General features: G+C 66.9%; 21 protein-coding genes and 1 pseudogene. 10 read left to right on the top strand and 12 right to left on the bottom strand.

What is annotated here, in order from left to right:
* Both QMK34_RS32880 and QMK34_RS32885 read right to left on the bottom strand, forming a co-directional pair.
* Positions 1-708: glycosyltransferase (locus QMK34_RS32880; RefSeq protein WP_326418554.1), on the bottom strand; the 708-nt coding region annotated here is incomplete at its 3' end.
* A gap of 53 nt (positions 709-761) precedes the next feature.
* On the bottom strand, positions 762-1,643 hold the full coding sequence (locus tag QMK34_RS32885) for a glycosyltransferase family 2 protein (protein WP_326418555.1): 882 nt from the start codon (positions 1,641-1,643) through the stop codon (positions 762-764).
* Positions 1,644-2,126: 483 nt separating this feature from the next.
* Between QMK34_RS32885 and QMK34_RS32890 the strand changes: the two genes are divergently transcribed.
* Genes QMK34_RS32890 through QMK34_RS32900 form a run of 3 tightly spaced genes read left to right on the top strand, consistent with a single transcriptional unit; the run spans position 2,127 to position 5,439 of the window.
* A complete protein-coding gene (locus tag QMK34_RS32890; RefSeq protein WP_326418556.1) occupies positions 2,127-3,056 on the top strand; it encodes a GDSL-type esterase/lipase family protein in 930 nt (309 codons plus the stop codon).
* Positions 3,053-4,159, top strand: a complete 1,107-nt coding sequence (locus tag QMK34_RS32895; protein WP_326418557.1) for a glycosyltransferase family 4 protein — start codon at positions 3,053-3,055, stop codon at positions 4,157-4,159. Before QMK34_RS32890 ends, QMK34_RS32895 begins: the two co-directional genes overlap by 4 nt.
* On the top strand, positions 4,156-5,439 hold the full coding sequence (locus tag QMK34_RS32900; RefSeq protein ID WP_326418558.1) for a hypothetical protein: 1,284 nt from the start codon (positions 4,156-4,158) through the stop codon (positions 5,437-5,439). The genes QMK34_RS32895 and QMK34_RS32900 overlap by 4 nt, the downstream gene beginning before the upstream one ends.
* A 177-nt stretch (positions 5,440-5,616) precedes the next feature.
* On the opposite strand, the gene QMK34_RS32905 is transcribed toward QMK34_RS32900, so the two are convergent.
* Positions 5,617-6,837 carry a hypothetical protein gene (locus QMK34_RS32905; RefSeq protein WP_326418559.1) on the bottom strand — a complete coding sequence of 407 codons (1,221 nt, stop codon included), beginning with the start codon at positions 6,835-6,837 and terminating at the stop codon, positions 5,617-5,619.
* A gap of 870 nt (positions 6,838-7,707) precedes the next feature.
* On the opposite strand from QMK34_RS32905, the gene QMK34_RS32910 reads away from it, so the two are divergent.
* A complete protein-coding gene (locus QMK34_RS32910) occupies positions 7,708-7,992 on the top strand; it encodes a hypothetical protein (protein WP_326418560.1) in 285 nt (94 codons plus the stop codon).
* Positions 7,993-8,505: 513 nt separating this feature from the next.
* On the opposite strand, the gene wecB is transcribed toward QMK34_RS32910, so the two are convergent.
* The 3 genes from wecB to QMK34_RS32925 form a co-directional block, all read right to left on the bottom strand.
* Positions 8,506-9,684 (bottom strand): non-hydrolyzing UDP-N-acetylglucosamine 2-epimerase, encoded by a 1,179-nt coding sequence (wecB, locus tag QMK34_RS32915; protein ID WP_326418589.1) that lies wholly within the window; start codon positions 9,682-9,684, stop codon positions 8,506-8,508.
* Between the two features lie 102 nt (positions 9,685-9,786).
* Positions 9,787-9,969, bottom strand: coding sequence for a hypothetical protein (locus QMK34_RS32920; protein ID WP_326418561.1), 183 nt, complete (start codon positions 9,967-9,969; stop codon positions 9,787-9,789).
* Between the two features lie 31 nt (positions 9,970-10,000).
* Positions 10,001-10,774 carry a choice-of-anchor P family protein gene (locus QMK34_RS32925; protein ID WP_326418562.1) on the bottom strand — a complete coding sequence of 258 codons (774 nt, stop codon included), beginning with the start codon at positions 10,772-10,774 and terminating at the stop codon, positions 10,001-10,003.
* A 1,348-nt stretch (positions 10,775-12,122) separates the two neighbouring features.
* On the opposite strand from QMK34_RS32925, the gene QMK34_RS47990 reads away from it, so the two are divergent.
* The 6 genes and pseudogenes from QMK34_RS47990 to QMK34_RS32950 all read left to right on the top strand — a co-directional run bounded on the left by QMK34_RS47990 (position 12,123) and on the right by QMK34_RS32950 (position 16,507).
* The gene (locus QMK34_RS47990; protein WP_442785261.1) at positions 12,123-12,416 is read left to right on the top strand and encodes an integrase core domain-containing protein; all 294 of its coding nucleotides are present in this window, start codon (positions 12,123-12,125) and stop codon (positions 12,414-12,416) included.
* A 186-nt stretch (positions 12,417-12,602) separates the two neighbouring features.
* Positions 12,603-13,151 carry an archaeosortase/exosortase family protein gene (locus QMK34_RS32930; protein WP_326418563.1) on the top strand — a complete coding sequence of 183 codons (549 nt, stop codon included), beginning with the start codon at positions 12,603-12,605 and terminating at the stop codon, positions 13,149-13,151.
* A gap of 50 nt (positions 13,152-13,201) precedes the next feature.
* Positions 13,202-14,530: a glycosyltransferase gene (locus tag QMK34_RS32935; protein WP_326418590.1), complete on the top strand. Its 1,329-nt coding sequence runs from the start codon at positions 13,202-13,204 to the stop codon at positions 14,528-14,530.
* Positions 14,531-15,000: 470 nt separating this feature from the next.
* A complete protein-coding gene (locus QMK34_RS32940; protein WP_326418564.1) occupies positions 15,001-15,591 on the top strand; it encodes a TetR family transcriptional regulator in 591 nt (196 codons plus the stop codon).
* 62 nt (positions 15,592-15,653) lie between these two features.
* A pseudogene (locus QMK34_RS47995) lies at positions 15,654-15,933 on the top strand (DUF2316 family protein).
* 37 nt (positions 15,934-15,970) lie between these two features.
* Positions 15,971-16,507: a hypothetical protein gene (locus tag QMK34_RS32950; protein ID WP_326418566.1), complete on the top strand. Its 537-nt coding sequence runs from the start codon at positions 15,971-15,973 to the stop codon at positions 16,505-16,507.
* Positions 16,508-16,962: 455 nt separating this feature from the next.
* On the opposite strand, the gene QMK34_RS32955 is transcribed toward QMK34_RS32950, so the two are convergent.
* From QMK34_RS32955 to QMK34_RS32980, 6 genes are read right to left on the bottom strand one after another with little or no spacing between them, the layout of a single operon-like run.
* Positions 16,963-17,247: a Trm112 family protein gene (locus QMK34_RS32955; protein WP_326418567.1), complete on the bottom strand. Its 285-nt coding sequence runs from the start codon at positions 17,245-17,247 to the stop codon at positions 16,963-16,965.
* A complete protein-coding gene (locus tag QMK34_RS32960; protein WP_326418568.1) occupies positions 17,244-18,143 on the bottom strand; it encodes a hypothetical protein in 900 nt (299 codons plus the stop codon). The genes QMK34_RS32955 and QMK34_RS32960 overlap by 4 nt, the downstream gene beginning before the upstream one ends.
* Positions 18,140-19,429: a hypothetical protein gene (locus QMK34_RS32965; protein WP_326418569.1), complete on the bottom strand. Its 1,290-nt coding sequence runs from the start codon at positions 19,427-19,429 to the stop codon at positions 18,140-18,142. The genes QMK34_RS32960 and QMK34_RS32965 overlap by 4 nt, the downstream gene beginning before the upstream one ends.
* The gene (locus QMK34_RS32970) at positions 19,426-23,631 is read right to left on the bottom strand and encodes an alpha-(1->3)-arabinofuranosyltransferase domain-containing protein (protein WP_326418570.1); all 4,206 of its coding nucleotides are present in this window, start codon (positions 23,629-23,631) and stop codon (positions 19,426-19,428) included. The genes QMK34_RS32965 and QMK34_RS32970 overlap by 4 nt, the downstream gene beginning before the upstream one ends.
* Complete coding sequence (locus QMK34_RS32975) at positions 23,628-24,422, bottom strand: class I SAM-dependent methyltransferase (RefSeq protein ID WP_326418571.1); 795 nt, start codon at positions 24,420-24,422, stop codon at positions 23,628-23,630. The genes QMK34_RS32970 and QMK34_RS32975 overlap by 4 nt, the downstream gene beginning before the upstream one ends.
* Positions 24,419-25,381, bottom strand: coding sequence for a DUF3068 domain-containing protein (locus tag QMK34_RS32980; protein WP_326418572.1), 963 nt, complete (start codon positions 25,379-25,381; stop codon positions 24,419-24,421). The genes QMK34_RS32975 and QMK34_RS32980 overlap by 4 nt, the downstream gene beginning before the upstream one ends.
* Between the last annotated feature and the right edge of the window lie 2 nt (positions 25,382-25,383).

Genomic DNA, 25,383 nt, shown 5'->3' on the forward strand with positions numbered 1-25,383 from the left:
CAGCAACCTGGTCACCCCGTCGGAGCAGGCGTCCGCTGTGTCCGGTGCGGGGGCGGCGGACAGGTGGTCGTACGGGCCGTGCGGGGCGATCTGCACGGCGAGGTGTTCCAGCTTCGCCGCGCCGTAGGTCTCGTGGAGCAGGTTTAGGTCGTGCTTGTTGTGCACGAGGGCGCCGGACGCGCGCGCCAGCAACGCGGGCATCACGCGGCGGCAGTAGCCCGCCACGAACGGCACCGACGCCTCACCGGTGTCCTGCACCTCGTGGAATTCGAGCACCACGGGCACTCCGGCCCGGCGGGCGGCGATCGCGAGGACGAGGTAGGTGTGCAGTGTCGCGGCGGTCCACCACTGCAGGACCAGGACGTCGGGCCGTTCGCGGGCCAGCGCGCGGGCGGCCCGGCGGATCTGATCGCCCCAGTACCAGTCGATCTCGCCGGCGAGGCGCACGTCGTCGGCGTAGCGCAGGCTGGTCAAGTTCTGTCCGGTGCGCTTGCCACCGGGGTAGAGCCGGGCGGGGATCAACCCCCGTAGCAGCAGCACCGACACGTCGTGCTCGGCGACAAGGGCGTTGGCCAGGCGGCAGGTGTACACCGACAGCCCACTGAGGAACCGGAAGCCTGGACCCACTATCCACACTCGCCTGCGGGGTCGCCGACCGTCGTCCGCGCCGTCGTCCATCACCGTGTCGCCCACTGCGGCGCCGTCCAAGATCCTGTCTCCTTCTCGCCTACCCGATCGTGCCCTTGAAGTCCGAGAGGACTTCAGATGGCCACGGCCGCGTCGTCAGTATCCGCTTCCCCGGTCGGCAGGACCTGAACCTCGGGGTGAGGGCCGGTCACCCGCCAGCCGCCTTCGGCGCGGTCGCCGGTCGTGCCGGTCATCGGGAGAACATACTTACCGGGGAAGGACTCCGCGACGGCGGCGCGGGCCGACGGCGCAGGTAGCGCCTGCGGGAACCGCTCGGCACGGACCTTCGTCAGGATCGACAGGCAGTGGACGCCGTCGCGCCAGCCGATCTTCTTGCCCTCCTCGAAGGAGCGGCCGTTGTAGCTGATCGGCACCTCGTAAGGGCGCACGCCGCCCCTGATGAGCCGCGCGGTGAGCTCGGTGTCGAGACCGAAACCGTCCTCGGAGAGGCGCAGCGTCTGGAAGTCCTCGACCGGCAGCAACTTCAGGCAGGTGTGCATGTCGGTGAGGCAGCTGTCGTAGAGGAGGTTGGCGACCAAGGTCAGTGCCCGACCGCCGGCGGCGAAGCGGAATGACGTGTACCGGGTGTTGAACCCGAAGATGCGGGCGCCGAACACGTGGTCGGCACGGCCGTCGAGCACCGGACGGAGCATGGCCGGGATGTCGGACGGGGAGTACTCGAGATCGGCGTCGAAGATGATCATGTGGGTGCCGGTGGAGTGCTCGACACCGGTACGCACCGCGGCGCCCTTGCCGAGGTTGCGCGGATGGCGCACCAGGCGGAGTCCACGAGCGGTGAAGCGTTCGAGCAGCGCGGCGGTGTCGTCGGAACTCCCGTCGTCCACGACGATCAATTCCACGGGGCACGGGTAGTCGACCTGGAGCACCCGCTCAATCGCCAAGACAATAGTCGCACTCTCGTTATAGGCGGGCATGACTATGGAGAGCTTGACCATCTGTTCTCCCGGATTGGAATCGCGGTGGACTTGGAATCGCGGTGGACGCCTGGTAAGTGCAACGTCGACTGATCACGCTCGGCTGTGACAAATCACCGAAAAGATAGCACAATTCACCCGCTGTAACACAGTTGATATGCCCACGGGGGTGACTTTCTCACCCGGAGTGAGCATGTGCCCATACTTCGACAACCATCCGGGTTTGTATCGCAACTCGTGCAACTCGTAAGAATTACGTAATAACCAGCGCTCAACAGCAGTTTCCCGTGTCCCTGCTCACAGCGATCGGGCGGAAACGGGCATTCCGGCAGCCGGGGGCCGGGGATCAAACCCGGAGCCCCCGGAAGTGGTGCACGTCTCGGAATTTCACGGTACGGTGTCTGTCCCCACGCTTTTAGCGCACCTGAAACAATGATGTAGCTACTGTTAATGAGGATTTCATAAGCTTGACACGTGACCGCAAGAAAATCGGAGGACTTCAGCGTGGCGAAACCAGGTCGCTGGGCCTTGACGGTGCTGGTGGCCGCACTGGCCCTGACCAACTGTGCAGGGAAATCCATGCACGCGGGTTCGGCCGTGTCGATCACCCCGGCCGACCGATTGTACGTCTCCATCGGCGACTCCTACGCGGCGGGCTACCGCCCGATGGCCAGCGGTCCGGGATCGACGACGACCGACGGTTTCGCCTACCAGATCGCCGCCCGCGGCCGGATCGCGGGAAAGTCGCTGAAACTGGTCAACTTCGGTTGTTCCGGGGTCACCTCCACCCAGCTGCGCGAGGAATCCGGCTGCGCCGCCGCCGCACTCGGTCCCGATGCCCCGGACTACCCAGGGCGGTCCCAGGCCGACGCGGCGACAGCGTTCGTCGCCGCGCACCGGAGCCAGCTGGCGCTGATCACCGTGATCATCGGGGGCAACGACATCAAACCCTGCGTCCAGGAGTCGGACGGCTCCCCGCGCCCCGACGCGATGTCCTGCCTCACCGCGGCCGGCGAGGTGCTGAAGACCAACCTGACCGCCGTCCTCAGCGGGATCCGGGCCGCGGCCGGGTCGGCCGTGCCGATCGTCGGGCTTACCTATCCGGACATGTATCTCGGGGCCTGGGTCGCCACCACGCCCGGCGCCCGCGATCTCGCGACCGCGTCCGTCAAGCTGTTCCGAGATCTGCTCAACCCGATGCTGAAAACCGAGTACGGCGACGCCGGGATGTCGTTCGCCGACATCACCGCGGCCACCGGCGGCTACGGTCCGCTCAGCGACGTGGTCACGGACCCGCAATACGGGACAATACCGAAACCGGTGGCCCGAGTGTGCGCGTTGACATACTACTGCCAGTTCGGGGACGTGCACCCCACCGTCGGCGGCCACCTCGTCATCGCCGACCAGGTCCTCGCACTGGCCCACGCCTCATGAGCGGGCCACTGCGGGTGACGCTGGTGGCCCCCGGATTCCCGCCCGAGCGGGGCGGGGTGGAGGCGCACGCCGGCCACCTCGTCCGCCAACTCACCGCGCTCGGTGTCGAGATGCGGGTTCTCACCGCCCGCCGCGGCCTGCGCCGTCCCGTCACCGAGACGCGCGAGGGCGTGCGGATCACCACGTTCCCGGCCTGGCGGACCACGGTCATGTCGGTCTCGCCTCGGCTGCTCCTCGCCGGGCTGCGGGCCTCGCGCGACGCCGACCTGGTCCACGTGCACAGCTACCACGCCGCGTGCGGCTTCGCGGCGCTCGGCGGCTTCTTCGCGCCGGTGGTGCTGACGCCGCACTACCACGGGGGCGGGCACAGCACGGGGGCCGTGTTGCTCCACCGTGGCTACCGGTTCGTCGGCCGGCTGCTGTTCCGCGCGGCGCGTGCGGTCATCTGCGTGTCCCGCGCCGAACGCGACCTCGTCCTGAGGGACTTCCCGGCCGCGGCCACGCGCACCTGGGTGGTGCCGAACGGCGTCAACCTCGCGGCGATCCGGGCGGCGGAGCCGTTTCCCGGGCAGCCGCGGACGATCCTGAGCCTGGGCAGGCTGGAGCCATACAAGCGCGTCGCGGTTTTGCTGCACGCGCTGCCCGACCTGCCGTCGGACGCGCAGCTCGTCGTCGTCGGCGACGGATCGCAGCTCGACGAGCTGCGGAAGCTGACGAGAGAGCTCGGAATCGCCGACCGGGTCCGGTTCACCGGACCGATCAGCACCGCCGAGGTTCACCGCTGGCTGCGCACGGCGCGGGTCCTGGTGTCGCTGTCTGAACACGAGGCGTTCGGCATGGCGCCTGTCGAAGCCGCTGCCGCCGGGGCCGGGGTCGTGCTCAGCGACATCCCCGCCCACCGCGAGATCGCCGCCGACCATCTCGGCGCACTAGCCGACCTGATCGACCCTGAGCCGCGGGCCGTCGCCGCCGCGGTCACCGCCCGGCTCGACGACGCCGAACGGACCGAAGCCAACGTGCCAGACTGGGCGCGGATCGCGGAAGAGACACTTGCGGTGTACCGCGCGGTGCACCGGACCGACCGAAAGGACACCTCATCGTGACCGGCACCCGCCGTCCGCGGCGTATCGCGTCGATCGATCGGCCATGGACCGTGCAGAAGTCGCTGGTGCTCGCCACCCCGCTGGCGGTGAAGCCGGTCGACGAAATCCGGGCCGTGCTCACCGAACACGCGCGACGCCATCCCGGGTCGCCGATCACGAGCCGGCTCGACCCGGCGTCGTGCCGATGGCTGCCGGTGCCCCTCGGCGAATGGGAAGCCCACCTGGACCGGATGGTGGTCACGGCCGCCGATCCCGACCCTGGCGACCTCGACGGGCACATCTCCGCCCATGTCGTCGTGCCCGCGGACCTCCCGCTGGTCGTAGTGGTGAGCCCGACGTCGATGCTGGCCCAGACCAATCACGCCGTGGGCGACGCGATCACCCTGACCCAGCTGGTGGTCGCCCTGTCCCGCGCGGACCAGGCCCAGCTCGACGCCGTCGAACAACGCGCCCGCACCGCCGAGCCGGTGTGGGCGCTGCTCCGCGGCCTGCGACCGCACCACCGCGACTGGGCTCAGTACGTCCGCCACCGGACCGCACCGCCGACGCCCAGTGCCACCGGACCCGCTGTCACGCTTCGCCCCTCCTTCGCCGGGTCCGTCCTGAGCAACACCGCGCTGCGCGACATCACCCGCTGGCGGAACGCGAACGCCCGCGGCGTCTCGCTGACCAGCGTGCTCACTTCCCTTGCGCACCAAGCTTTTCTGCGTCGCGACATGCCGGTCCACGACCAGGGTTTCTACACACTGCTCGACCTCCGCCCGCTCCTGCCCGCCAGCACCGGACCGCGCTGGGGCAACCTGTCGAAGAGCCTCTACCTCACCGCCGACCTCACCGACCCGCGCGCGGTCGAGGTCGCGCTGAAGGCGGCCAGGAAAACGCGGCGAGCCCTCCCCGCCACCGTCGTGGCCGCGGCCACCGGTGCGGTGTCGCGTCCCCGCCCGCCTGACGCGACGTCGCCCACGACCACGCCGATGGTCCTGACCTTCAACTCGATCCCCACCCTGCCCGGCCTTTCCGAACTGCCCTGGAACGAAACAGGGCAGCGCCGGTACTACGGGTTCGGTCCCGCTGTGGGATCGGGCGGTATCACGGTTTTCGCGATACGCCTGCGTGAACACATGGAGCTAACGGCGAGCTTCGACGAGACGGCCGTGTCCGCCGACACCGTCCGGGAGGCCCTGGAAGCCATGTCCGATCCGGCCGTGCTATTGACCGGGCTCGCCACGACACCCGCGCCCCCCGCTACGAAGCCCCAACAGGCCTCGGATCCCCGCTGACCACCGCCTGGCTCGCCGAGTGGTCGACTACCGGGAATCAGCATCGCGGCGTGCCGCCAGAACATCGCGCGGAGGTGAAGGCCTCCTCGACATCGTCAGACGCGGTGTCCAGTCTCACGCGATGTGACACAGTTCCCTCAGCGCAGGTGACACACCCTGATGGGGTGGTCGCGTGATCTATCGCCCGGTCAGCGTTGTGGTTCTCGCCATGGCGCGGAGACAGGCAATGGTGCAACTGATGGACGCAGCCCTAGTACGGCAGCAGCCATTCGCTAGTTGACCTGGGTGTTCTCGAGGTTGCGGGTGAGTCTGGTGCGTTTGTGGAACCAGCGTGAGCGTGCTTGGTGTCGGCGTCGCCAGTTCACCCACTGGGTTGTGTGCTCGGGTGGTCGAGGTGTGATGATGACCCGCTGGGGAGCAGGCCCGCCGACTGCTGCACGACGACACCCTCAAACCGAGGACCGCGTCGCCGGGCTGCTCGTGCTCCTCCATGCCCAGCCCGTCAGCCGCATCGTCTGCCTGACACTCGATGACGTCCACGTCAGCCAGAGCGATGTGCACCTCCGGCTGGGACGTGAACCGACCCTGCTCCCCGAACCGCTGGCCGGGCTCGTCCGCCAGGTCGCCGCGACGTGCAAGGGTCATGCCACAGTCGGCGATCCAGGCGCGTCGCCGTGGCTGTTCCCCGGCGGCTGGCCGGGACGGGCCGTCAGCGCCTTCCGCATGGCCGAACGCCTCAACAAGCTCGGCATCCACTGCGGGCAGTCCCGATCCACCGCGCTGTTCAGCGGCGACTGGGCCGCCTACGTCGCCGAAGTCAGCCGACGAAACCCGCACCGAAGAGAGGCATTCGGACAGTGGGGATCTCTGACGCCGCCAGAGCTGGCTCGAAGCGGAAACGGCCGCAGCACTGGAAAATCTCACCATCGACACCAGAGCAGGGACGAGATCGTCAGGAGTTTCGCCGTCAACGCTCGAGGGGTTCGGCAGCTGGCCAAGCTGGTCGTCGAGCACGATCGGCGGGATGGGCCTACTCGGCGAGGCACCAGGATCAACGGCATCGAGCACCGTGCCGACTTCGCGGTAGACCCGAGTCGCAAGCGCTTGGTGTGGGTAGGTGAGAAAGCGCCACTCAGGGGAGGTGACCTCCACCAGCGTCATCAGGGTCGGTCCGGACAAGGTCACCTCGACCATGCCGTCAGGCAGCTGCGCGATCCGCTCCTGGGGCACTGTCGCCGACCTGTTCCACATCTCGTCGGCGATGACGTTCCAGGTGTTGGCGTGACATCGCATCACCACGCTGCCCACACCCGCGGCGACCGTCATCCGGCGTTGCCGCCGCCGTACGAGTTCGTTCGCGTCATGGGCGAGTTCGACGATCCACCTCAGCAGTCCCATCCGGTCATGATGCCGAATGGCTTCCCTGCGTAGTCAACCGGTTACGCCGACGCCCGATCGTCGGATCGTCGGATCGTCGGATCGTCGGATCGTCGGATAAAGCTACGCAACAGTCGACGGGTTCCTGAGTTGATCACCGCGCCGCGATGGTGGCCAGCAGGTCCTTGATTCGGTCTGGCGGAGCCGCCAGCTTGCCCCACTCCCGCCGCAGCGACCAGCCATGCCCGGCGAGCCGCGCGAAAGACACCGCCCGCGCGTGCGCCACCCTCGGAACTCCCTGGTGTGACGTGGGAATCAGCGCCCAGCGCCGGTTTCCCCGTGCCTGATGAACGGGCGCCGCAGCTACTCGGTCATGTCCAGCAGGTCCGCGACGGGATCAGTGCTTACTGCTACTTTCGTTTCGATGTTTCTTCTGCCGCCAATTGCAGCAGATGCGAATTCACGACACCGTGCGAACGGCATCCACAGTGGACGTTAATGTGGTCGCGTGACCACCGGCTACAGCGCTGAGACCCGGTGACTTTACCGCTGCGGCCGCCAGCTGATGTGCCCGGCTCATGTTACTCGTCCGGCTGATTGTACGGCATGGTGTTCGTGGCGAAAGGCGACAATCGCTACCCTGCGGCATCGTCTCCTCGGTGCCCCCGGCCCGTCTGGTCCGCCATGCTGGAACCCTGACCCTGACCCTGACCCCTGCGGCTGCCGCCCGGCTACGGCCTGTGTCCGAAATACTTGCACACAAGAATCGTCTGCGCGTGACTGGTCTCAATGGGGAACGGCCGTAACCCAAACAGACGACGTTGCGACTACTTATTGTATGGCGCCGCGCCGATGAGTGTGCGGGCGACAAAGAGCGGCAGGGAGGTCGGGATGAGCACGCACACACGTAACCCCACTGGTTCAGCATGGCGCTACCGCGCTCGGCACGCGCGCCCCGTTCTGTGGCTGTGGCCGCAGCTGCTGGCCGTACTCGGCGCCGCCGGCGTGGGGTTCGCCGCTAACGGCATAGCGGCCGCGGTACTGGCAGCCGTGTCGCTGGGCAGCATCCTGACCGGGATCGTGATGGCACGGCGGGCGTTGCGGCACGCCACCGACCGGGTGGAGGCCATCCTCGGCGAGGAACTCGATCCCCACCGTCCGCACACCTCCCGCTGAGACCCCCTCTGGAACGTGTCGTTACGTGACCTGGGTCACTGGATACGACCGTAAGGAGGTGGCCGGGCCGACCTGAGACTCCAGCCCCGCCGGCTGCCGCACTAGTACGTCGGGGGCCCGGTTCCCGGCACCCGCCTAGTAGCGTGTCGCTTCCTAGTTGTGGCAGGTGTTGCTGGGATGCTGTTGTCCTGCAAGCCTTCCCCTGCCGGACGAAGACGGTTGTTGTGCCCTCACAGAAGAAGCGGCCGGTCACGCTGACCACGCGGGATCGTGAAGAGTTGATTCAGGTGACCACTACGGGTGTGAGCCCCCACGGAATCGCCTCACTGTATGAGGCATTCGAACCCGACGAGGCCGGGTCACGGGCGAGTCATGCGCGGGGTGGCTGGTCGGCCGGGTGGTGCCCGGATGACCGGTTACGTACCGGGTCACACTGACATACCCGAGTGGACTGTCGGTGGCTGGCCGCGTCCGCGCGTTTCTGTTCGCTCGGCGGTGCCCTCAGCCTCGCATTCAGCCCGGAGGGCCGGTTGTGACGGGTGTATTCGCGCGGTGGCCCACAGCGTGATCGACGCCGGTGTTGTGCTGGTCCGTGGTCGCGAGCAGGTGTTCGATGGCGTGGACTGCGCGTGGTGCGGCGTTGCCGTCGCCGTACGGGTTCGCCGGGAGGGGGTGGTCGCGGGCGTTGGTGAGCCGGCGTTGTGCGGCGGCGATGATTCGGTCGGTCGTTGTTCCGACGAGGGTGGCGTGGCCGGTGTGCAGCCCTTCGGCGCGTTCTGTGGTGTCCCGTGCGACCAGGACCGGTACGCCGAAGGTCGGCGCTTCCTCTTGTATGCCACCGGAATCGGTCAGGACCAGGCTCGCTCGGCGCAGTGCGCGGATGAGGTCGGGGTAGTCCAGCGGTGCGGTAAGGTGGACTCTCGGTGTGCTGTCGAGGTGATGGTGCACCTGATGCGCGACGAGTGGATTGGGGTGCACGGGCAGCAGGACGTGCAGGTCGGGGTGTTGCTGGATGAGGTGGCGCACCGCGAGCAGCACGCGGTCCAGCGGCGCGCCCCAGGATTCGCGGCGGTGCAGAGTGACCAGCAGCAACCGGCCGGCAGTGCGGTCGAGTTGGTTTTCGATGGCGCGCAGCGTGTCGCACCGCGGTGGCAGGTTTCGCCTGTCGATGTACTGGACGGCGTCGACGACCGTGTTGCCGGTGATGATGATGCGGTCGTCGGGGATACCCTCGGCGCGCAGCGCGGCCGCGGCCGGGTGGGTGGGCGCAAGGTGCAGCGCGGCGATGCGGGTGACCATCTGCCGGTAACCTTCCTCGGGAAAGGGCGCGGTCAGGTCGTGGGTTCTCAGGCCGGCTTCCAGGTGCACGACCGGTATCTGGCGCCAGAACGCCGCCAGCGCGCTGGCCAGCGTGGTTGCCGTGTCGCCCTGGACGAGGAGCGCGGCCGGCGCGGACCGGGCCAGCAGACCGTCCAGTTCGGGGAGCAGGACGGAGAACAGCTCGGCCTGGCTGCCCGCGGTGCGCAGCACGATCAGGCGCTTGTCGTAGCGCAGGTCGAAGGGCTCCAGTGCCTGCTCGACCACGTCGTCGTGCTGGCCACTGTGGACGATGACGGGGCGCAGTGTCGGGTGGTCGGCCATAGCAAGCGCCACCGGGGCGATCTTGACCGCCTCGGGTCTGGTGCCGACCATCAGCAGGACGTCGCTGGGCACGGCCCTCACCTTACGCGGGGTCCAGGGGGGGGGGGGGGGGTGGCCGGGGGTCCCCCCCCCCGCCGGCCACCCGAGTGTTAATCACCGACGGGGAACGCGCGCCAGTCGGGCGTTGCGTCGTTTCGCGGCCAGCAGCAGGAGGCAGCCGACCACCAGCAGCACCGTGGCGAACACGATCCAGCCGACGAGGTCGACACCGGTGAAGGCCAGGGTTCCAGCGCTACCGGCGATAGCCGTGCCCGCGCCTCCGGGAGCCTTGTACATGATGGTCACCTTCCGACGATGGACGGTCCGATCATGCGTTGGCACGCCGGCGGCGCAGTAGGCCGACCGCCACGCCGACCGCCGCGAGCAGGCTCAGTCCGGTCCACAGGCCGATACCCGACGCAATCGGTGTCGGCAGTGCTGCGGGGCCGCACGTCGCGGAGGACAGGATGACGTCCCCGCTGCCAATAGCGCCCAGCCCACCGGTCAGCAGCGTCAGGTGCAAGCCGTTGACCGTCAGGCTGCCGTCCGGGTTGTGGATCTGCTCGTTCAGCACGAGTGTAGCGATAGTGATGGTGCCGACATGCAGGGCGATGGTCGTGTTTGGTGCGATGTTCGCCCCGACGCTGCCGTTGCCCAGGGTGCCCAGGTTCAGGGTGCCGATCGTGGTGCTGCCCTGTTCGCCGGCCTGGGTGGCATCGCAGGTGGCGGTGATGGCGGAGGCGCTCGGCGCGGTTCCACCTGCCGCCGCGGTCAGCAGCCCCAGTGTGGCGCGGCCGACCGTGGCTGAGGACTTGTCCTCCCCGGTTGTCGGATTTTGGGTGGCATTGACCTGTAGGGCGCTGGCGCTGAGCACACCGGGCACCGTCAGGCTGGCCAGGCTGGCCGACGTCGGTCCGGTGGCATTGGCCACCGGGATCGGAGTCTGCGTCACTGCCGGCTGGCCAAGCAGGGTGACGGTGACTTGCACCCCGTAGGCCGATGCGCCGCCGGTGGCGGCAGAGGCGGGAACAGCGGTGGCGATCAGCGCGGCAACGGTCGCCGTGACGACCAGTCCTCCGCTACGCAGCAAGATGGGACGCATCAGTGTCCTCCGAAACTACTCACATATCGGTTTGTTTGCCGCGTTGTCTGCGATCACCCTCGTGTCGCCTCGTCAGAATGAGAAACGGGCTAGCATTGGCTCTCCCCGTGGCATCGAGAAAGCCGCATGTCCCGTCACTCCACATACGGCTGTCGTCGCGGCTACCCTCGATGGTGTTACGCCGTACGGACCTATCGCCGCGACACGCCGTGGCGGCGTTGAATGCCCCGACCGGACCGCTGGGCCAGGAAAATCCGGACCCCGCGGGACCGCGCGACGGGGCGAATCCGACACAAAACCGCAGCTCACCTCATCTCTATTGTCACCCGTGCGGGTGATACTGCGGGGCTAAACGGCCCGTGCTGGTGACGTCCAGTGACCGATTGAGCCGCCTCGAAACTTCCTGAAGTGGATCAATTAAGATCCACTTCAGGAAGCGAGGATGCAGGTGCCGTCGAAATGTAGATGGTTCTCTCCTGAGCACCGGGAGCAAGTGGCGAAGATGGCGATCAAGACGTCGCGTCCGATCGCTCAGGTCGCTCGCACGTTCCGGTATCGGTGAGCGGGTACTGGGGAACTGGGTCACGAAGTATCGACAGGATCATGCTGATGATGAGCCAGTTCTCGACCTCGATGAACGAGCGCAACTCGAAGAGTCGAAACGCCAGACCCGGGAACTGAGGATGGAGAACGTTTTCCTAATAGATGTGCGGCGTACGTTGCTCAGAATCAACAGTGACCGATAAATACGAGTTCATCGAGTCGCTCGAGATTGAAGAGAAGAAGTGCGCCTACTCCGTCACGTTCATGTGGTCTCATATCGGTGTTTCACAATGTGTTTTCTACGAGTGGAGGTCCCGACCTGAGTCGGACACGACCGAGCTGTGCAAGCAGATGAAGCTTCTCGGCCGGAAAGCACTCGACGATTCGGATGAGACCTGCGACTACCGGCGCGCCCACTCCCAGCTCAGGCGCTGAGGCGTCAACGCCGGGCGGGAGCTCGCGCGGTCGGCGATACGCGAACTGCGCCTGGTGGCTCGCCGGCCGAGACTGTGGCGCTTCAGCCTCACCGAGTCCGGCGCCAGAGGCCCTGTGTCCGACCTGCTCGACCGCGGCTCTGCGACGGAGGTGTCCGGGGTCAAGATGGTCGGCGACATCACCTGCATCCCTGCCTGCAAGGGGTGGCTCTATGGGGTGCCGGTCATCGATTGCACACCAAGGCTGTGGTCAGCTGGGTAATGGGCGACGTCTATAAAACATCTCTTATTTCTGCGCGATCGGAATGGCGACACGAACGTAGGCGATCTCCGGTGATGCGATATTCCACTCCGAGAGCAGTAGCGATTACATGTCGGCCGAATTTGCCGAGACCTTGCGGTCACTCAAGATCAGGCAGTCGATCGGCAGGACTGGGATTTGTTACGGAAATGCGATGATGGAGTCGTTCTTCGCGGCCTGGAAGAACGAGCGAGTTCATCGCACCGAGTACCCAACCTTGGAGCACCCACGTCGAGACATTGCGAGCTACATAGAATTCCGCTGCAATGCCCGACTTCTCCATTCCAGCATCGGATACAAGACTCCACGTGAGATTCATATTGGGTACGCGAACGGAACGCAATCAGCAAAGATTTACTGCTGAATCACTGTCCGGAAGCCTCGGGGCCCATCAGCCGCCCGATGACGGTCCCTAGCCCGAACGGTGTAACACCGAGAGGGTGTGCGCGATATTATCGGTAGGCCTGTTCGGTGAGGCTGTCGCGAAGGGACGGTTTCCGTGTCGACTGCGCACACTTCCCAGTCAGCGTCTGGTGACGCGGGCGGCCGATTGCTGGTACCTGTCTTCCTCGTCGTCGCCGTGGGCCTGGTCGCGTTCCTGTCCGCCTACCGCTCGGCCGAGACCGGCCTGGCCAGTGTCCTCACCGGACTGGTGATGCCGCACGGCACCACGTCGGACACCGCGCACCAGACGTTCTATTTCGGACTCGGCGGCCCACACCCGCTCGGGCTGGTACTCACCCCAGAATGCACCTCGGCGCTGCTGATCGTGCCCCTGGTGGTCGTCGCATCGGCGATGGTCGCGTTGCGCCCCAGAATCGCCCGGCGGGTCGTGGTGTCGCTGCTCATCGCGTCCGCTGTTCTCATCATCGTGAATCAACTCCGGCTGCTGCTACTGGTCGCGCTGGTGCAATGGCTGGGCACCGACACCGGGTATAGCTGGGGGCACACCATGCTCGGTTCGCTGGTCAGCGTGACGGGTGGCGCCTGCGCGATAGTGCTGTTCGTCTGGGGAGCCGCGCGGGAGGGACACCCGCGCCGCGTGCCCACCAACCCCGGCAGCGCCGATGACGCCGGCACCGATGACAGGGTGGGGTGACCGTGTCACTGGACGTCGCCTTCGGACTTGCCCAGGCGATCGCTCTGACCATGAGCGTGACGTTCCTGGTCTACGTGCTTGTCATCGTCGTGCCGTTCGTCCGCCGCGCACCTGCGCCGCCGGGCAACGTCGCCGAATTCGACTGGCACTTCTTCGTGCCGTGCCGGGACGAAGAAGCCGTGATCGGCGGCACGATCCGCTACCTGCGCGGCACCTTCCCGCACGCCCATCTCTGGGTGATCGATGACGACTCGGACGACCGGACGACCGGGATCGTGCGCAGCGCGCGACGCAACGGTGGTACTCGCGACCCGTACATCCACCTGGTCCAGCGCTGCCGCCCCGAGGCAAGGACCGGCAAAGGCCACGCGCTCAACGCCGGATACCGGCAACTGCGGGAATGGCTGGACCCGCACGCCGATCCGGACCGCACCATAGTGGTGGTCGTCGACGCGGACGGCCGCCCGGCATCGAACTGCCTGGACGTCTGCGCCGGCCGTCACCTCTTCGGCAACCCCCGGATTGGTGCCGTGCAGATCGACGTGCGCATGATCAACCGAGACCAGCAGCCAGGCGGCCGACGCGGCCCGCGGCGCTGGCTGGGCACCACCCTGGTACGGATGCAGGACCTAGAGTTTCGTACCGCGATCTCCGCCATCCAACTCTCCCGCGGCTACACGGGCACCATCGCCATGGGCGGCAACGGCCAGTTCACCAGGCTCTCCGCCCTCAACTCCATCGCAGGCCAGAGCTCAACGCCCTGGCGCGGCTCCCTACTGGAGGACTTCGAACTCGGCGTCCATCTGCTGACCAACGGCTGGCGAACCGGCTACACCGCCGACACCCACGTCGAGCAGGAGGGCCTCTACAGCGTGCGCAGATTCCTCGCCCAGCGAACCCGCTGGGGCCAAGGGACCATGCAATGCGCCCGCTACCTACGACAGGTCTGGGCCTCCCCACACCTGACCACACTCGGCGCCATCGAGGTGATGTACTACCTGGCGCAACCGTGGATGCAACTCATCGGCACCATGATCTATCCCGTCCCGATCATGCTCACCGTCTGGCGCGCCACACACGATCCACATCAGGTGTTCACCTGGTTCACCAGCGGAGCGTGGATTCTGTTCGTCGTCTACTGCGCTTTCGGACTGCTACCGTTCGTCATCTGGGGTCCGATCTACCGCGCCCGCTGCGAACCCCGAATTGGCCTACTGCGCTCCCTGTGGCTCGGCTGCGCATACGCCGTCTACATCTACATGTTCTACATCACCTCCTGGCGTGCCGTCATCAGGCTTCTCCGCCACCGCAACGGCTGGGCCAAAACACGCCGCAACAACGAGACAGCCATCATCGGCGCCATCGCACCCGACCACTGACCATTCCGGCTCCTCGAACAAGTCGACGTAGGCCCAGCAGTCACGGCGCGTCTTCCGTGACCAGAAGTGCTCCGGCTTCGTTGTCAGCCACCCGCTAGTGCGTCCGCCGATCAGTAGCTGTCTACAGGCTACCTGAGCAAATGTGTTCGCTCTGTGACCAGCGAAGACGCTCATCACACTAACAACTGACAATACTTGAAACTTGTCAGTTGTTGTCGTATGCTGATGGCATGCAGACGAAGCAGTTGGTCATGGCAGGCCCGACAGTGGCGATCATCAGATTGAGGCGCAGTGCGATGTCGGATACCTACGGGCCGGCCGAAGACACGGGACTGCGTGGCGACCATTCGCGCTGTGATCGGAGCCGGAGTCGCGCTGATCGACGCGGCCGACTTCTGCGGGACAGGGCACCACGAGCAATCGCCGGAGCCCGCTACGACGCTGCCCAGCTCGACAGGGAACGGTAGACAGTGCCTCGTGGGCCAGCACTGGATGCCGAAGCTATCCTGACGGCCACCGAAGACGTGTTGCGCCGCTACGGCCTGCCAAAGAGCACGGTCGTCGAAGTGGCCAAGACGCTCGGCGTGAGCCACGCCAGCGTCTACCGTCACTTCCCGTCCAAGGTGGCACTCCACGAAGCGGTGACGCGTCGCTGGCTGAGCCGATCGCATCAGGAGCTTGCGGATGTGGCGGCGGACACAGCGGTCGATCCGTCTCAACGACTGGCCTCCTGGCTGACCGCGCTGTTCGCGGCCAAGCGGGAGAAGTACCTCGACGATCCCGCACTGTTCGCCACCTACGGTCTACTGGTCTCCGAGCACAGCGTCGTGGCCACCGAGCACATCACCGAGTTGCTCGGCCAACTCACCCGGATCATCGGTGACGGTGTGCGCAGCGGGGACTTCGCATCCGCGGACCCCGAGATCGAGGCACGCGCGGTTTTCGACGCCACAACCGCGTTCCACCACCCTGCGCACGCGGACCAGTGGGGGCGAGCCGAAACCAGGACAGCCTTCGAAAACGTCCGAATACTAGTGTTGAACAGCATACGGTCACACTGACCTGTATTCGACTGATCGGAGTATATGACGTGTCACTCGATTGAATCTGAAAAAGAAAAACTGTGGACGAGTTGCACTCGAATTTCGAGCTTGCCGGCGCCACCGCAGAACAGGTTGCCGACGATCTCGGCTTCACGGTGACGCGACTCGACGATCAACGTGACCTCGCACGCGCGGCCACAGGACGTGCGGCTACTGCGAGACCACTTGAAGAACCTGCTACAGACGGCGAGAAAGAAGCCTGTTCCCTGCAGTGTCCTTACCGAGCAGGCTCGGGACGCCGCTACATGGTTCCCCCCTCCGCAGGGTCCAGCAGTAAACAGCGACTCCGCCGAAAATTGACCAACCGCCATTCTGGATAGGCAACAGAAGGAGAACCATGCTCACTCTCGACCGTGAATATGTCGGCTTTCGTCCACTCGCGATCCTGCCAATCATCCTGTTTGCTCCCACCTTTGTTTCCTACGCCGTCGCGCCAGGCGCGATCGGGTTTGAGTACACCGGCATCCTGTTCCACGTTTCGATTCTCTTCCTGGTGTCGCGCATGGACGGCCCCCTCTGGGCCAAGGCTGCCGGATTCGGGTGGCTCGCGCTCGACATCGCGACCGGCGCGTTGCTGATCAACCACGTGCCGCACGACATCGCGTTCCCGCTTCGACTCGGCGGCCACGTGATGTGCGGGATCTGGATGGCCACGGTGTCGCTGCTGGCAGTGTCGAAGGTCATCAGGATCGTCGGCGCCATCGCCGGTGCGTGGCTGAGCCTCTACACCTTCGTGTCACCGGTTCTGCCGACGCTGTTCCTCGCCCCGGCTTCGATTCTCCTGCTGGTCTGGTTCGGGCTGCTGGCGTGGAAATACCACCCGGGCGAGCAGCTGCCCGGCGCGCGAACCCGACCGGCCCAGTCGATCGCCTGAGCCGGTCCGACGACAGGATCCTCTGCCATGGCCGACGTGACCCAAGTACCCGGCAACTGGGACCGCTGGGGACCTGACGACGAGCTTGGCAGCCTCAACCTCGGCAATGACGAAGTCCGGCCGGAGGGCCTCCGGCGAAGCGAATCCCAGGAAGTGGGCGTCGCCTGCGCTGCTGATCGAACCAACCCCGCTGGATAGGTACCCGCTGTCGTGTGTTCATGCGGTGGCTCTCCGTCGTCATCGAACGTCGTCGAGTCCGCCTAGATGATTGATGCGGTGAACATCGCATGAAGTGGGACACCGCCTCGGACATCAGTGTCCCTCCCCCGGCGCGTCCAGGCCGCTCGAGCCTGACAGCAACGTCCCAGCAGCGTCAAGTGCCTGGCCCGCAAGCTCTTTCGCCACACCAGGCATGACACCGAAGAGCCAGCCGAAGGCGGTAGTGGATAACGGGCTCAGCCGTTGCCCAGTGCATTTTGCTCCGTCTTCAACAATTGCTGGATGGTCGCGCCCTGGGTGCCGGACGCCTTGCCGGCCTCAGCCTTGCCTAGCAGCTTCTGGTGCTGGTCGTCCTCGACCGTGCTCGACTGGTCGGCACGCATTTGCGGGACACCGGACTCGATCCGGTGCAGTCGGCGGATGCGTGGGTTGTACAGCAGGGAGTCCTCGGGGAGGTAGAGCAGCGGACCTTTGTCCACCGGGCAGGCGAGAATGTCGAGGAGCCGTTCGTCGAGTGTCATGGTGTGGACTCTCCTTGTCGGGTTGCCGCAGTGGCAGCGGTGCGGGCCGCCGGTTGTATGGCCAGGGCCAGTAGGGCCGTCAGGAGGCCCGCTACGCGCAGGGCGAGGATGACCGGATCGGTGGGTAAGCGTTCGTGGAACAGCCAGCTACCCAGCAGCAATACATAGCAACTGCCGGCCACGTTCGAGGTGGGGACGACCACCGACGCCCGAAAGCGTTGCAGCGTGGTCTGAAACAGCGCCATGCCAACCAGGGACGCACCGGCGACCAGGTACAGGTAGGGCGAACGGGGCAGTGCCGCGAGGACGTCGACGGCGGGGCGGTGGGTGAGTTGGCTGGACAGGGCCTTGAGCCCCAGCCCGGCCATCCCGTACAGCAGCCCGGTCGCCAGTCCCGCGGACACTCCACTGGCCGACCGGTGCCCGTGTGCCTTCGCGTACAGCGGGACGGTCAGCAGTGCCGACGAGCCGAGCACGGCGAGCATGGCCGTTGGGTCGGCCGTCCCGGTGTCCGGGCGGGTGTCGCCGCCGACGGACAGGCCGAGCAGCAGCACCGAGATCATTACCGTTGCCAGCCGCAACCAGTCCCGCCGGTCGGCTTTTTCGCCGAGCAGCAACCAGGCGAGCAGGAGCAGCACGCCGATGCCGGGGGCCTGCAACGGTTGGGCCACGCTGATCGGCAACAGTGCCAGCACCAGGGTCTGACAGGCCAGACCGAGTGCCATGCACAAGAAGCCGAGCACCCAGCCCGGCGCGGTGAACAGGGTATGGAGCAGTTGGACCGGCCGGCCGAGGTTGATCGGCGGCAGGCCGGCCAGTGCCAGTTTCTCCACGACGAAGCCGGCGTTGTACGCGGTCGTCGCCACCAGCGCCAGCGCGATGCCGAGGTAGTTCACGGCGATACCAGGCGGGGGTCGCCGAGTGAGCCCAGCGCCACGCGGAGCAATGTGCCGAATCGATCGGCTGCCGGGCGGTCGAGCAGGGCTCGTCGGTAGCGCAAGCACAGGTGCAGTTGACCGCGCACCGTGAGGGCACCGACCGCGAGGCCGCCCGGCATCCGGGTCGGCGGGGAGAACCACAGTCCGGTCGCTGGATGGTCAGCGCCGAAGTCGGGGGGATCGGTGACGATCCCGAGATTGGACACCAGCGCTGTGGAGCCGGCTGCGGCGGCCAGTCGTCGGGACACCTCGACCAGCCGGGCCTTCATCGTCACCGGCAGCATCGCGGTGGCCAACAGGTTGCTGATCATGTCGATCTGTGCCCCGCCACGGTGTTTCGCCGCCGTCGTCTGTTCGGTGATGTCTCTAAGCAGTCGGTCTGTGCGGTCACGGCGGTCCGGCGTGTTCGTGATCACCGCGAGGCGGGACAGGTTGCCCAGCGGCGCACCCGATTCGGTCCGGTTCGGCTCCCGCGCGTTGATCGGCATGGTGATCCGGATCGGGCCGGTGTGGCTGCCGTGTGCGGCGTTCCACGCGACGACGGCACGGATCATCGCGGCGATCAGCAGGTCGTTCACCGTCGCGGTTGTTGTGTGTCTGGCGTGGACCGTGCTGACCGGGATCGTCATGAGCTGGAAACCGCAGCCGGGGCCGGGGTCGGCTCGGTCGGCGGCGATTCGGGCCGATGGCCGAAGTGAGCGTAGATCACGTTCACCGGCTTCCGACCTGTGCACGATCGGTGTGCGCACGGCGAGTGGATCAGCACCGAGTGGATCTGGACGGCCCGCGTATCTGCGCGCGATCGAACCCAGCAGTCGCAGGCTGGATAGGCCGTCCATGGCCGCGTGATGGGTGTTGACGATCAGGACGTCCTCCGTCGGTCCCGTCGCGTGCCGGATCCGCAATGGGGGAGACAGTTCCAGCGGCGAGGTCGCGTTCAGCAGGGTTGACCGGTGGGCGGCGAGTTGCGTGTCGTCGCGCCAGCACACCGGCTCGATCGGCTGGACATCCGCGACATCCGTGATTTCCCAATGGAATCGGCGATCCAGGCGATGCCATGGCCCGCGTCGGGCCCTGGCGAGTGGGTGCGCCGCCAATGCGGCTCGCACCGCGACGCGCAACCGGTCGGCGTCGAGGCGACCAGCTACCCGAACCTCAAGGTGGATGCTGTTCGGCTCGTCCGGGGTGTCGAAATGGCAGCCCAACTCATCGACTTTGGTGAACGGCAGCAGCGTCTCGATCATCCGGTTCGCTCCGTTGCCGGGTGAATGACCGGGCACAGCGCGGTGGCGAGCGCCACTAGCGCGAAGACCTGGGCCGGCGCGCCGAACGCCCCGAAGCCCGGTGTCGCGACGTGCGAGCCGAGCCCGGCGACGGTGCAGATCCCGGCACTGAGCATCGCGCCGGCGGCCACCCAGGGCAGCCAGTTCGGCCGCAGGTAGCCAAGGACGGCCAGTACGGGCACGACCAACGCGGCGATCCCGCCGACGAGCAGGAACAGCACGGTCACCGCGACCAGCGCGCCGGCCAACCGCTGCCTGTCCGTGGACCGACTGGTGCGAGCCGCGCGGGCCCCTGCACCGGCCTTGCCTGTCCGCCGCCGGACAGGCCGGGTTGGCAGCACCGCGCAGACCGCCAGCGCCAGTACGCCGACCCCGCTGCCGGCCAACGCGATGGCGTACGCGGTACCGGCGGGGAAGGACAGGGTAATCACGCCGCCGGTTCCGGCTGGTACGACGAAGCCCTGCTGCCAGCCGTCGAGCTGTACCGGAGTCAGTGCGGTGCCGTTCAGACTGGCGGTCCAGCCCGCGTCGTAGACTTGGTGGACTGCGAGATAGGTCGAGCCGCCCGCGGCGATCCGGACCTCGCGATGCTGGGCAGCCCAGTTGAGCACGGTGACCGCCCGATTCACGGTCGGCGGTGGTGGGGACGCGGTGGACAGCGACAGGTCGGTGATCGCGAGCGGACCGGCGCTACCCGGGGAGGACAGCCAGTGCTTGCCAGGTGCCAGTTTCAGCGTGCCGCTCGGGGTGCACAGCGTCACGGTGAGCGGGTTGAACCCGGTGAGGTCGCCGACCGTGCCACTGACCGAGGTCAGATACGTCCGGCCGTCCAGGGTCAGGGGCGGGCCCTGCCCACACGCCAGGTTCAGCGAAGTCGCCGGATTGGGTGGGGGCACCCGCAGGTCGCTCAGCGCCGGTAGGTACAGCTCGGTCAGACCGACCGGAAGTTGCTGTGCCCTGCCCACCACCGGGTCGAAGGTGGTGGCGACGGCTAGTGTCGGGAAGCTGATGTCCAGTTGGTCGGTGTTCAGTGCGGGGAAGTTCACCTCGCCGCCCACGCCGACGCTCGCCTGACGAGTGCCGGCCGGGCTGCTGATCCGGACCTCGGTCGGTGCGCTGGCCAGCCCGGTGGTGGCCAGCAGGAACAGCTGATTGACGGTCCGCTTTCCTGACCAGCTCAGCTGCAGCACCGCGTTCGGACCGCCGGCGACCCAACTGGTCCGGTAGTCGCCGTCGATGAGATTGCTGGCCCGGAACTGCGGCAGTGCACCCCAGGTGGAGCTTGCCGTGACCCGCAGCGACGAACCGGCCGGCCGGTAGCTGTCCACCAGACTGTTGAGCGCAGCACCGGGGACCGCGACCGTGGTCGCGGACACCCGCGGTTCCAGTGGCGTCGAGGTAGTGAACGTACGGGCCAGTTGGCTTTCCGGCTGACCGGTGGCCAGGCTCAGCGGCGGGTTGGTGTCGCGATGGAAGGAGAACGTCCCCGCCTTCGCTCCGACCGGCATCGGCGGCACGGCGAGGTAGCGGGTGACGTGCACGCCGGGCAGGTCGACGTCGGTGATGCCGGCGCCGAGACCACCGGGCGTTTTTCCGGTGGTGGCTTGGATGGTGATTCGCAGCCAACTGGTCGGGCCGGCCGGCACGCGCAGGTCCTGCAATCGCGCGCTGCCAGCGAGGTTCGTGGTGGCGCTGCCGGCCGCAGTGGTCGTGGTGACCGTGGTGATCAGCGGCCGGAGCGCGGTGTCGTCGAGCAGGTGGATGCCGGCCGTTGCCGGCAGGTTCACCTGGTGGTCGAAGGTGATGGCCAACGATTGCCCGGCCGCACCGCCCGGCTGCCCTTCGGTCCACGCTGTTGCCGGATCGCCGTCGAAGGCGTTCACCGGTTCGTAGCCGGGCAGCTCGGCCAGCCAGGAACCGTAGGAGGACGCGGTCACCTCGGCCGCACCTGTCAACTCGGACACGGTCTGGTTACCGTGTGGGGAGACGGAAAGCAGCTCTCGCGGTGGGCCGCCGTCGCCTCCGTGCGGGTCGTCCGGCGGGTTCGTGCCGGTCGCGGTGTAGGTGTAGGAGGTGTTCTGCTGGATCAGGCCGAATGCGGTGTCCTGGCGCCGGTACCCGTCTGTCACCACTGCCGAGGTCGGTGCGTTCGGGATGCCGGTGTTGTCACCGACGGCCACCACCGGTTGATCGGTCAGGCTGCCCTGGCCGATCAGTTGAAGCAGCGACCCTGGATCACCCGCCACTCGAACGGTGTCCGCTGTGGACTGCGTGGCTACCGGGCCGAAGGGTACCGGTGGCGCGGTGTCCGCCTGGAAAACCTCCACCGCGGGATAGGCGGTCATCAACGCCTGGACGGCCAGCGGGGTGCCGGGATAGATGAAACCGGCGGTGGTCTGGGGTCCGAACGCCGCCACCCGGTGGAAACCGGACTGCCCGAGCGTGTCGTGCACCAGTTTCGGCGGGGTGTAGCCGAGCTGGGTCGGATCAAGATCGTTGCGCACCACGAGGTAGCGGATTCCGGCACGGGCCAGGTAGGCGGGCAGTCCCGGCACTGCCGAGCCGGACTCGATGGCCCGCTCAGCCGCGTTGAGCATGCTCGCCGCGCCGCCGCCGGAGAAAGGCACCTGCCCCCGCTGTACCCAGGGTGAACTCGCCAGTGGTTCCAGCGGCTCGTCCACCGGTGTGCCCCAGGTGTAGACACCGTGCGAGTCGGCGGGTACCACCATCGCCGGTTCGGTCGGCGAGTGCGCGGCGAGGTAGGTCGCCGCCTGGGTCCAGTAGTCCGGCACCGCGACGAACGCACCCGGTTGCAGGACCTCGCCGCTGAGATACGGCAGCGAGAATCCGATGAGGACGCTGCAGGCCAGCAGTGCTCTGCCGAGGCGGGTCGGCAGGGCAGGACGGCGAACCGGTGCGCTGCTGTCGGCGTGGGGACGCAGTCGGGTGAGGCCGTGCGCCAGACCCAGTACTAGCGTCAAGGCCAGTACCGGCTCGAACTTGTAGACATTGCGAAACGGGGCGAGCGCACCGTCCAGCAGGTTCTGCACGGTGCCGTGGAACAGGCCGCCGAGCGGACCGGCATAGCCGGCGAGCATGACCAGGACGACGAAGCCTGTGGCCAGTCGCAGCCAGCGACCCTCCGCCAAGTCACGCCGGGCCAACCCGAACAGCCCGGTGGCGGCCACCACGGACACCGCGACGATCACCAGCGGGCCGGACACCACCGCCCAGCCGGCACTCAACCAGGCCGAGCCGAAATGCAGATAGGCCACCCAGTTCCCGCTGCCACGCAATACCGCTGACGCGGACATCGTCTGCGTGGTGTTCGCGGCTTGCTCGATATAGGGCAGGAAGTTGAACCCGTACCTGCCCTGGAACAGCAGCGGCACCAGCCACCACGCGGTCGCCAGCAGCAGCGCCGGTGGCCACCACACCAGCAGTGCCCTGCGGCGCGGGCCTGCTGGCCTGGTCAGCAGGAACAGTGCGGGTAGTACCAGCGCGGCGATGGTTGACGCCGCGTTGACCCCGCCCATGGCCAGCACCACTAGCCCCGACCGGGCAGCGGCCAGCCGGACCGAACCGGTCCGCGAACCGGTCACCAACGGCAGCACCGCCCACGGCGCCAACAGGCCAGGCACCACCGCGGCCGAGGTAGAGCCGATCAGGATGGTGTAGGTGGGCCACAGCGCGAACACCGCGCCGGCCATCAACCGGGTCCGTGGGCTGCCGATCCGCAACGCCTCGGCCAGCCGAAGCGTGCCCCAGAACCCGGCCGCGGCCAACAACGACATCCACAACCGCTCCACCAGCCAGACGGGCGTCTCGAGCGCATGGCCGAGCAGAGCGAACGCTCCCATCGGGAACGCATACCCGATGTACTGGTTTTGTAGGCCGCCGAACCATTCCAGCGGATTCCACAAGGTCGCCAGCCGGGCGTAGAAGCCGACCGGATCGATGTTGACGCCGAGTTTGGTGTCGAAGGTCATTTGGCCGACATTGTGACCTGCCAGCATCACGAATACCGTCAGCCAGGCCGCCAGCAGCCACCACCGGCTCGCCGCGCGCGGCTGCGCGCCTGTTGAGACCGACCGTGTGCCAGCCGGCGTCGTTGACTGGGGACCGGTCGGTGCGAGTGGCGTGGTAGTGGTGTGATGGCTCATCCGTTCCGCCGCAACACCATCAGCAGGTTCCAGGTGGCGAATTCGCGTAACACCGGCACGTGCAGCAGAACGCGCGCCACCCGAGGGTAGTACCGGGGCAGCGCGTCGATGATCTCGGCGTCGTGGCGGGAGCGGGCCAGCCGCAGTGCCTGACCAACATGCACCGGAAACAGGCTGTGCCGGAAACGGTTCTTGGGCAGCTGACCGTGCCGCCGCTGGTATCGGCGCACCGCGAACTCGCCGCCGAGGTAGTGCCAGGGCGCGGTCTCGTGCCCGCCCCAGGGTGAGAGCCAATTGGTGAAGGAGACGTAGATGATGCCGCCTGGCCGGGTCACCCTGATCATCTCATCGATGAGGCCGCCCGGATCTGGCACGTGTTCCAGCACGTTGGAGGAGAAGCACACGTCCACCGCGCCGTCCCGCAGCGGCAGCCAGTAGCCGTCCCCGATGATGGTGCCCCGCGGGATCTCGCCCCCACTGGTCAACTCACCCCGGTCCGGTTCGATCAGGTAGTACTGCGCGCCCCGTGCTCGAACGGCCGCGCCGAAATACCCGGCCCCACCACCGACATCGACCACACTCGCGTCGGCGAGCAAGCAGTAGTCCAGCAGTTGCCCGACGGTGTCCTCGGCGAGCAGCGAGTAGAAGTACGCCGGATCGGTCTGCTCGACCCGGAACGCCCGAAACAGCCGGACCGATCTGCGTAGCCCGCGACTCTTCCGCCACTCACCTACTTCAGCAACCGGGTGGGCAGTGGGCTCGGTCGTCGTCTGTTCCCGGGATTCGATCACGAGGGGTCCTTCCTTGCCCTGCGGGCGGTGCGCACCAGCAGCGCGACGCCCAGCAGCAACTGCGTGCCACCTAGGCGGAGCGCGTTGACAGGCAGCACGTCCTGGATTAGCCGGAGCTGCCTGTCGGTGCTGTCGATCTGCGCGAGCAAGGCCCGTTCGCTGGCGGGTTGGGTGGTGAAGGTGGCCGACAGCACGGTGAGCCGGTCCGTGGTCGATCCGGGCAGCCGGAACGTGGTGAGCGGATGTTGGGTTCCGCCCACCGGAATCCCGGACATCGGGTCGACCAAGATCTCCGTGTCGGCATCGGAGTAGTACTGCTGCGCGGTGACCAGGCCGGGCACGTTCGGCTCGCCGAGCAGCCTGCCGGGGATCTGCCTGGTACCAATCCTTGTCGGCGGTACGGTGCCGTCGAATCGGTAGAACTGGTGTCCCTCGATCGTCTCGATGCCAGTGAAGTGGATCGGGAAAGCCTTGCCGGCTGCGGAGTTCCAGTAGTCGTAGCTGCCCTTGGTCACCCCGAACGGGAACTTCAGGTAGACGTTGCCGGTGAAGACAGGGCTCTCCCCGCAGCAGTGCACCGGCAGATCGGTGCGTCGGTCGCCCACCCAGCGCTGCAGTGTCCAGCCCAGCGATGCCCTCGGGTCGTGCCGTCGCAGGGTCTCTGGGGTGTCCACCGTGGTGGAGATGTTCCAGACGGCGTAGCCGGTCTCCTCACCCTCGGCCGAGTCACTGATCACGTGGCTGGTCGCGGTCATCGTGACCGGGCCCTTGGTGGTGAGGGTGGTTGAGTCGAAATAGGTGCCAGGGCCCGAACTGACCGTCGTGGTGTTCACGGCGATCGGGGTCAGTTCGACCCGAGGCACCACGTACCACCGCAGCAGGGGCACGAAGGCCAGCCACAGCACGCCGAGACCGAGTACGACGAATCCGGTCCTCGGGTGCCCCAGCAACCTGCGCATGA

The organism is Amycolatopsis sp. H20-H5 (genome assembly GCF_035828755.1).
Classification (GTDB): domain Bacteria; phylum Actinomycetota; class Actinomycetes; order Mycobacteriales; family Pseudonocardiaceae; genus Amycolatopsis.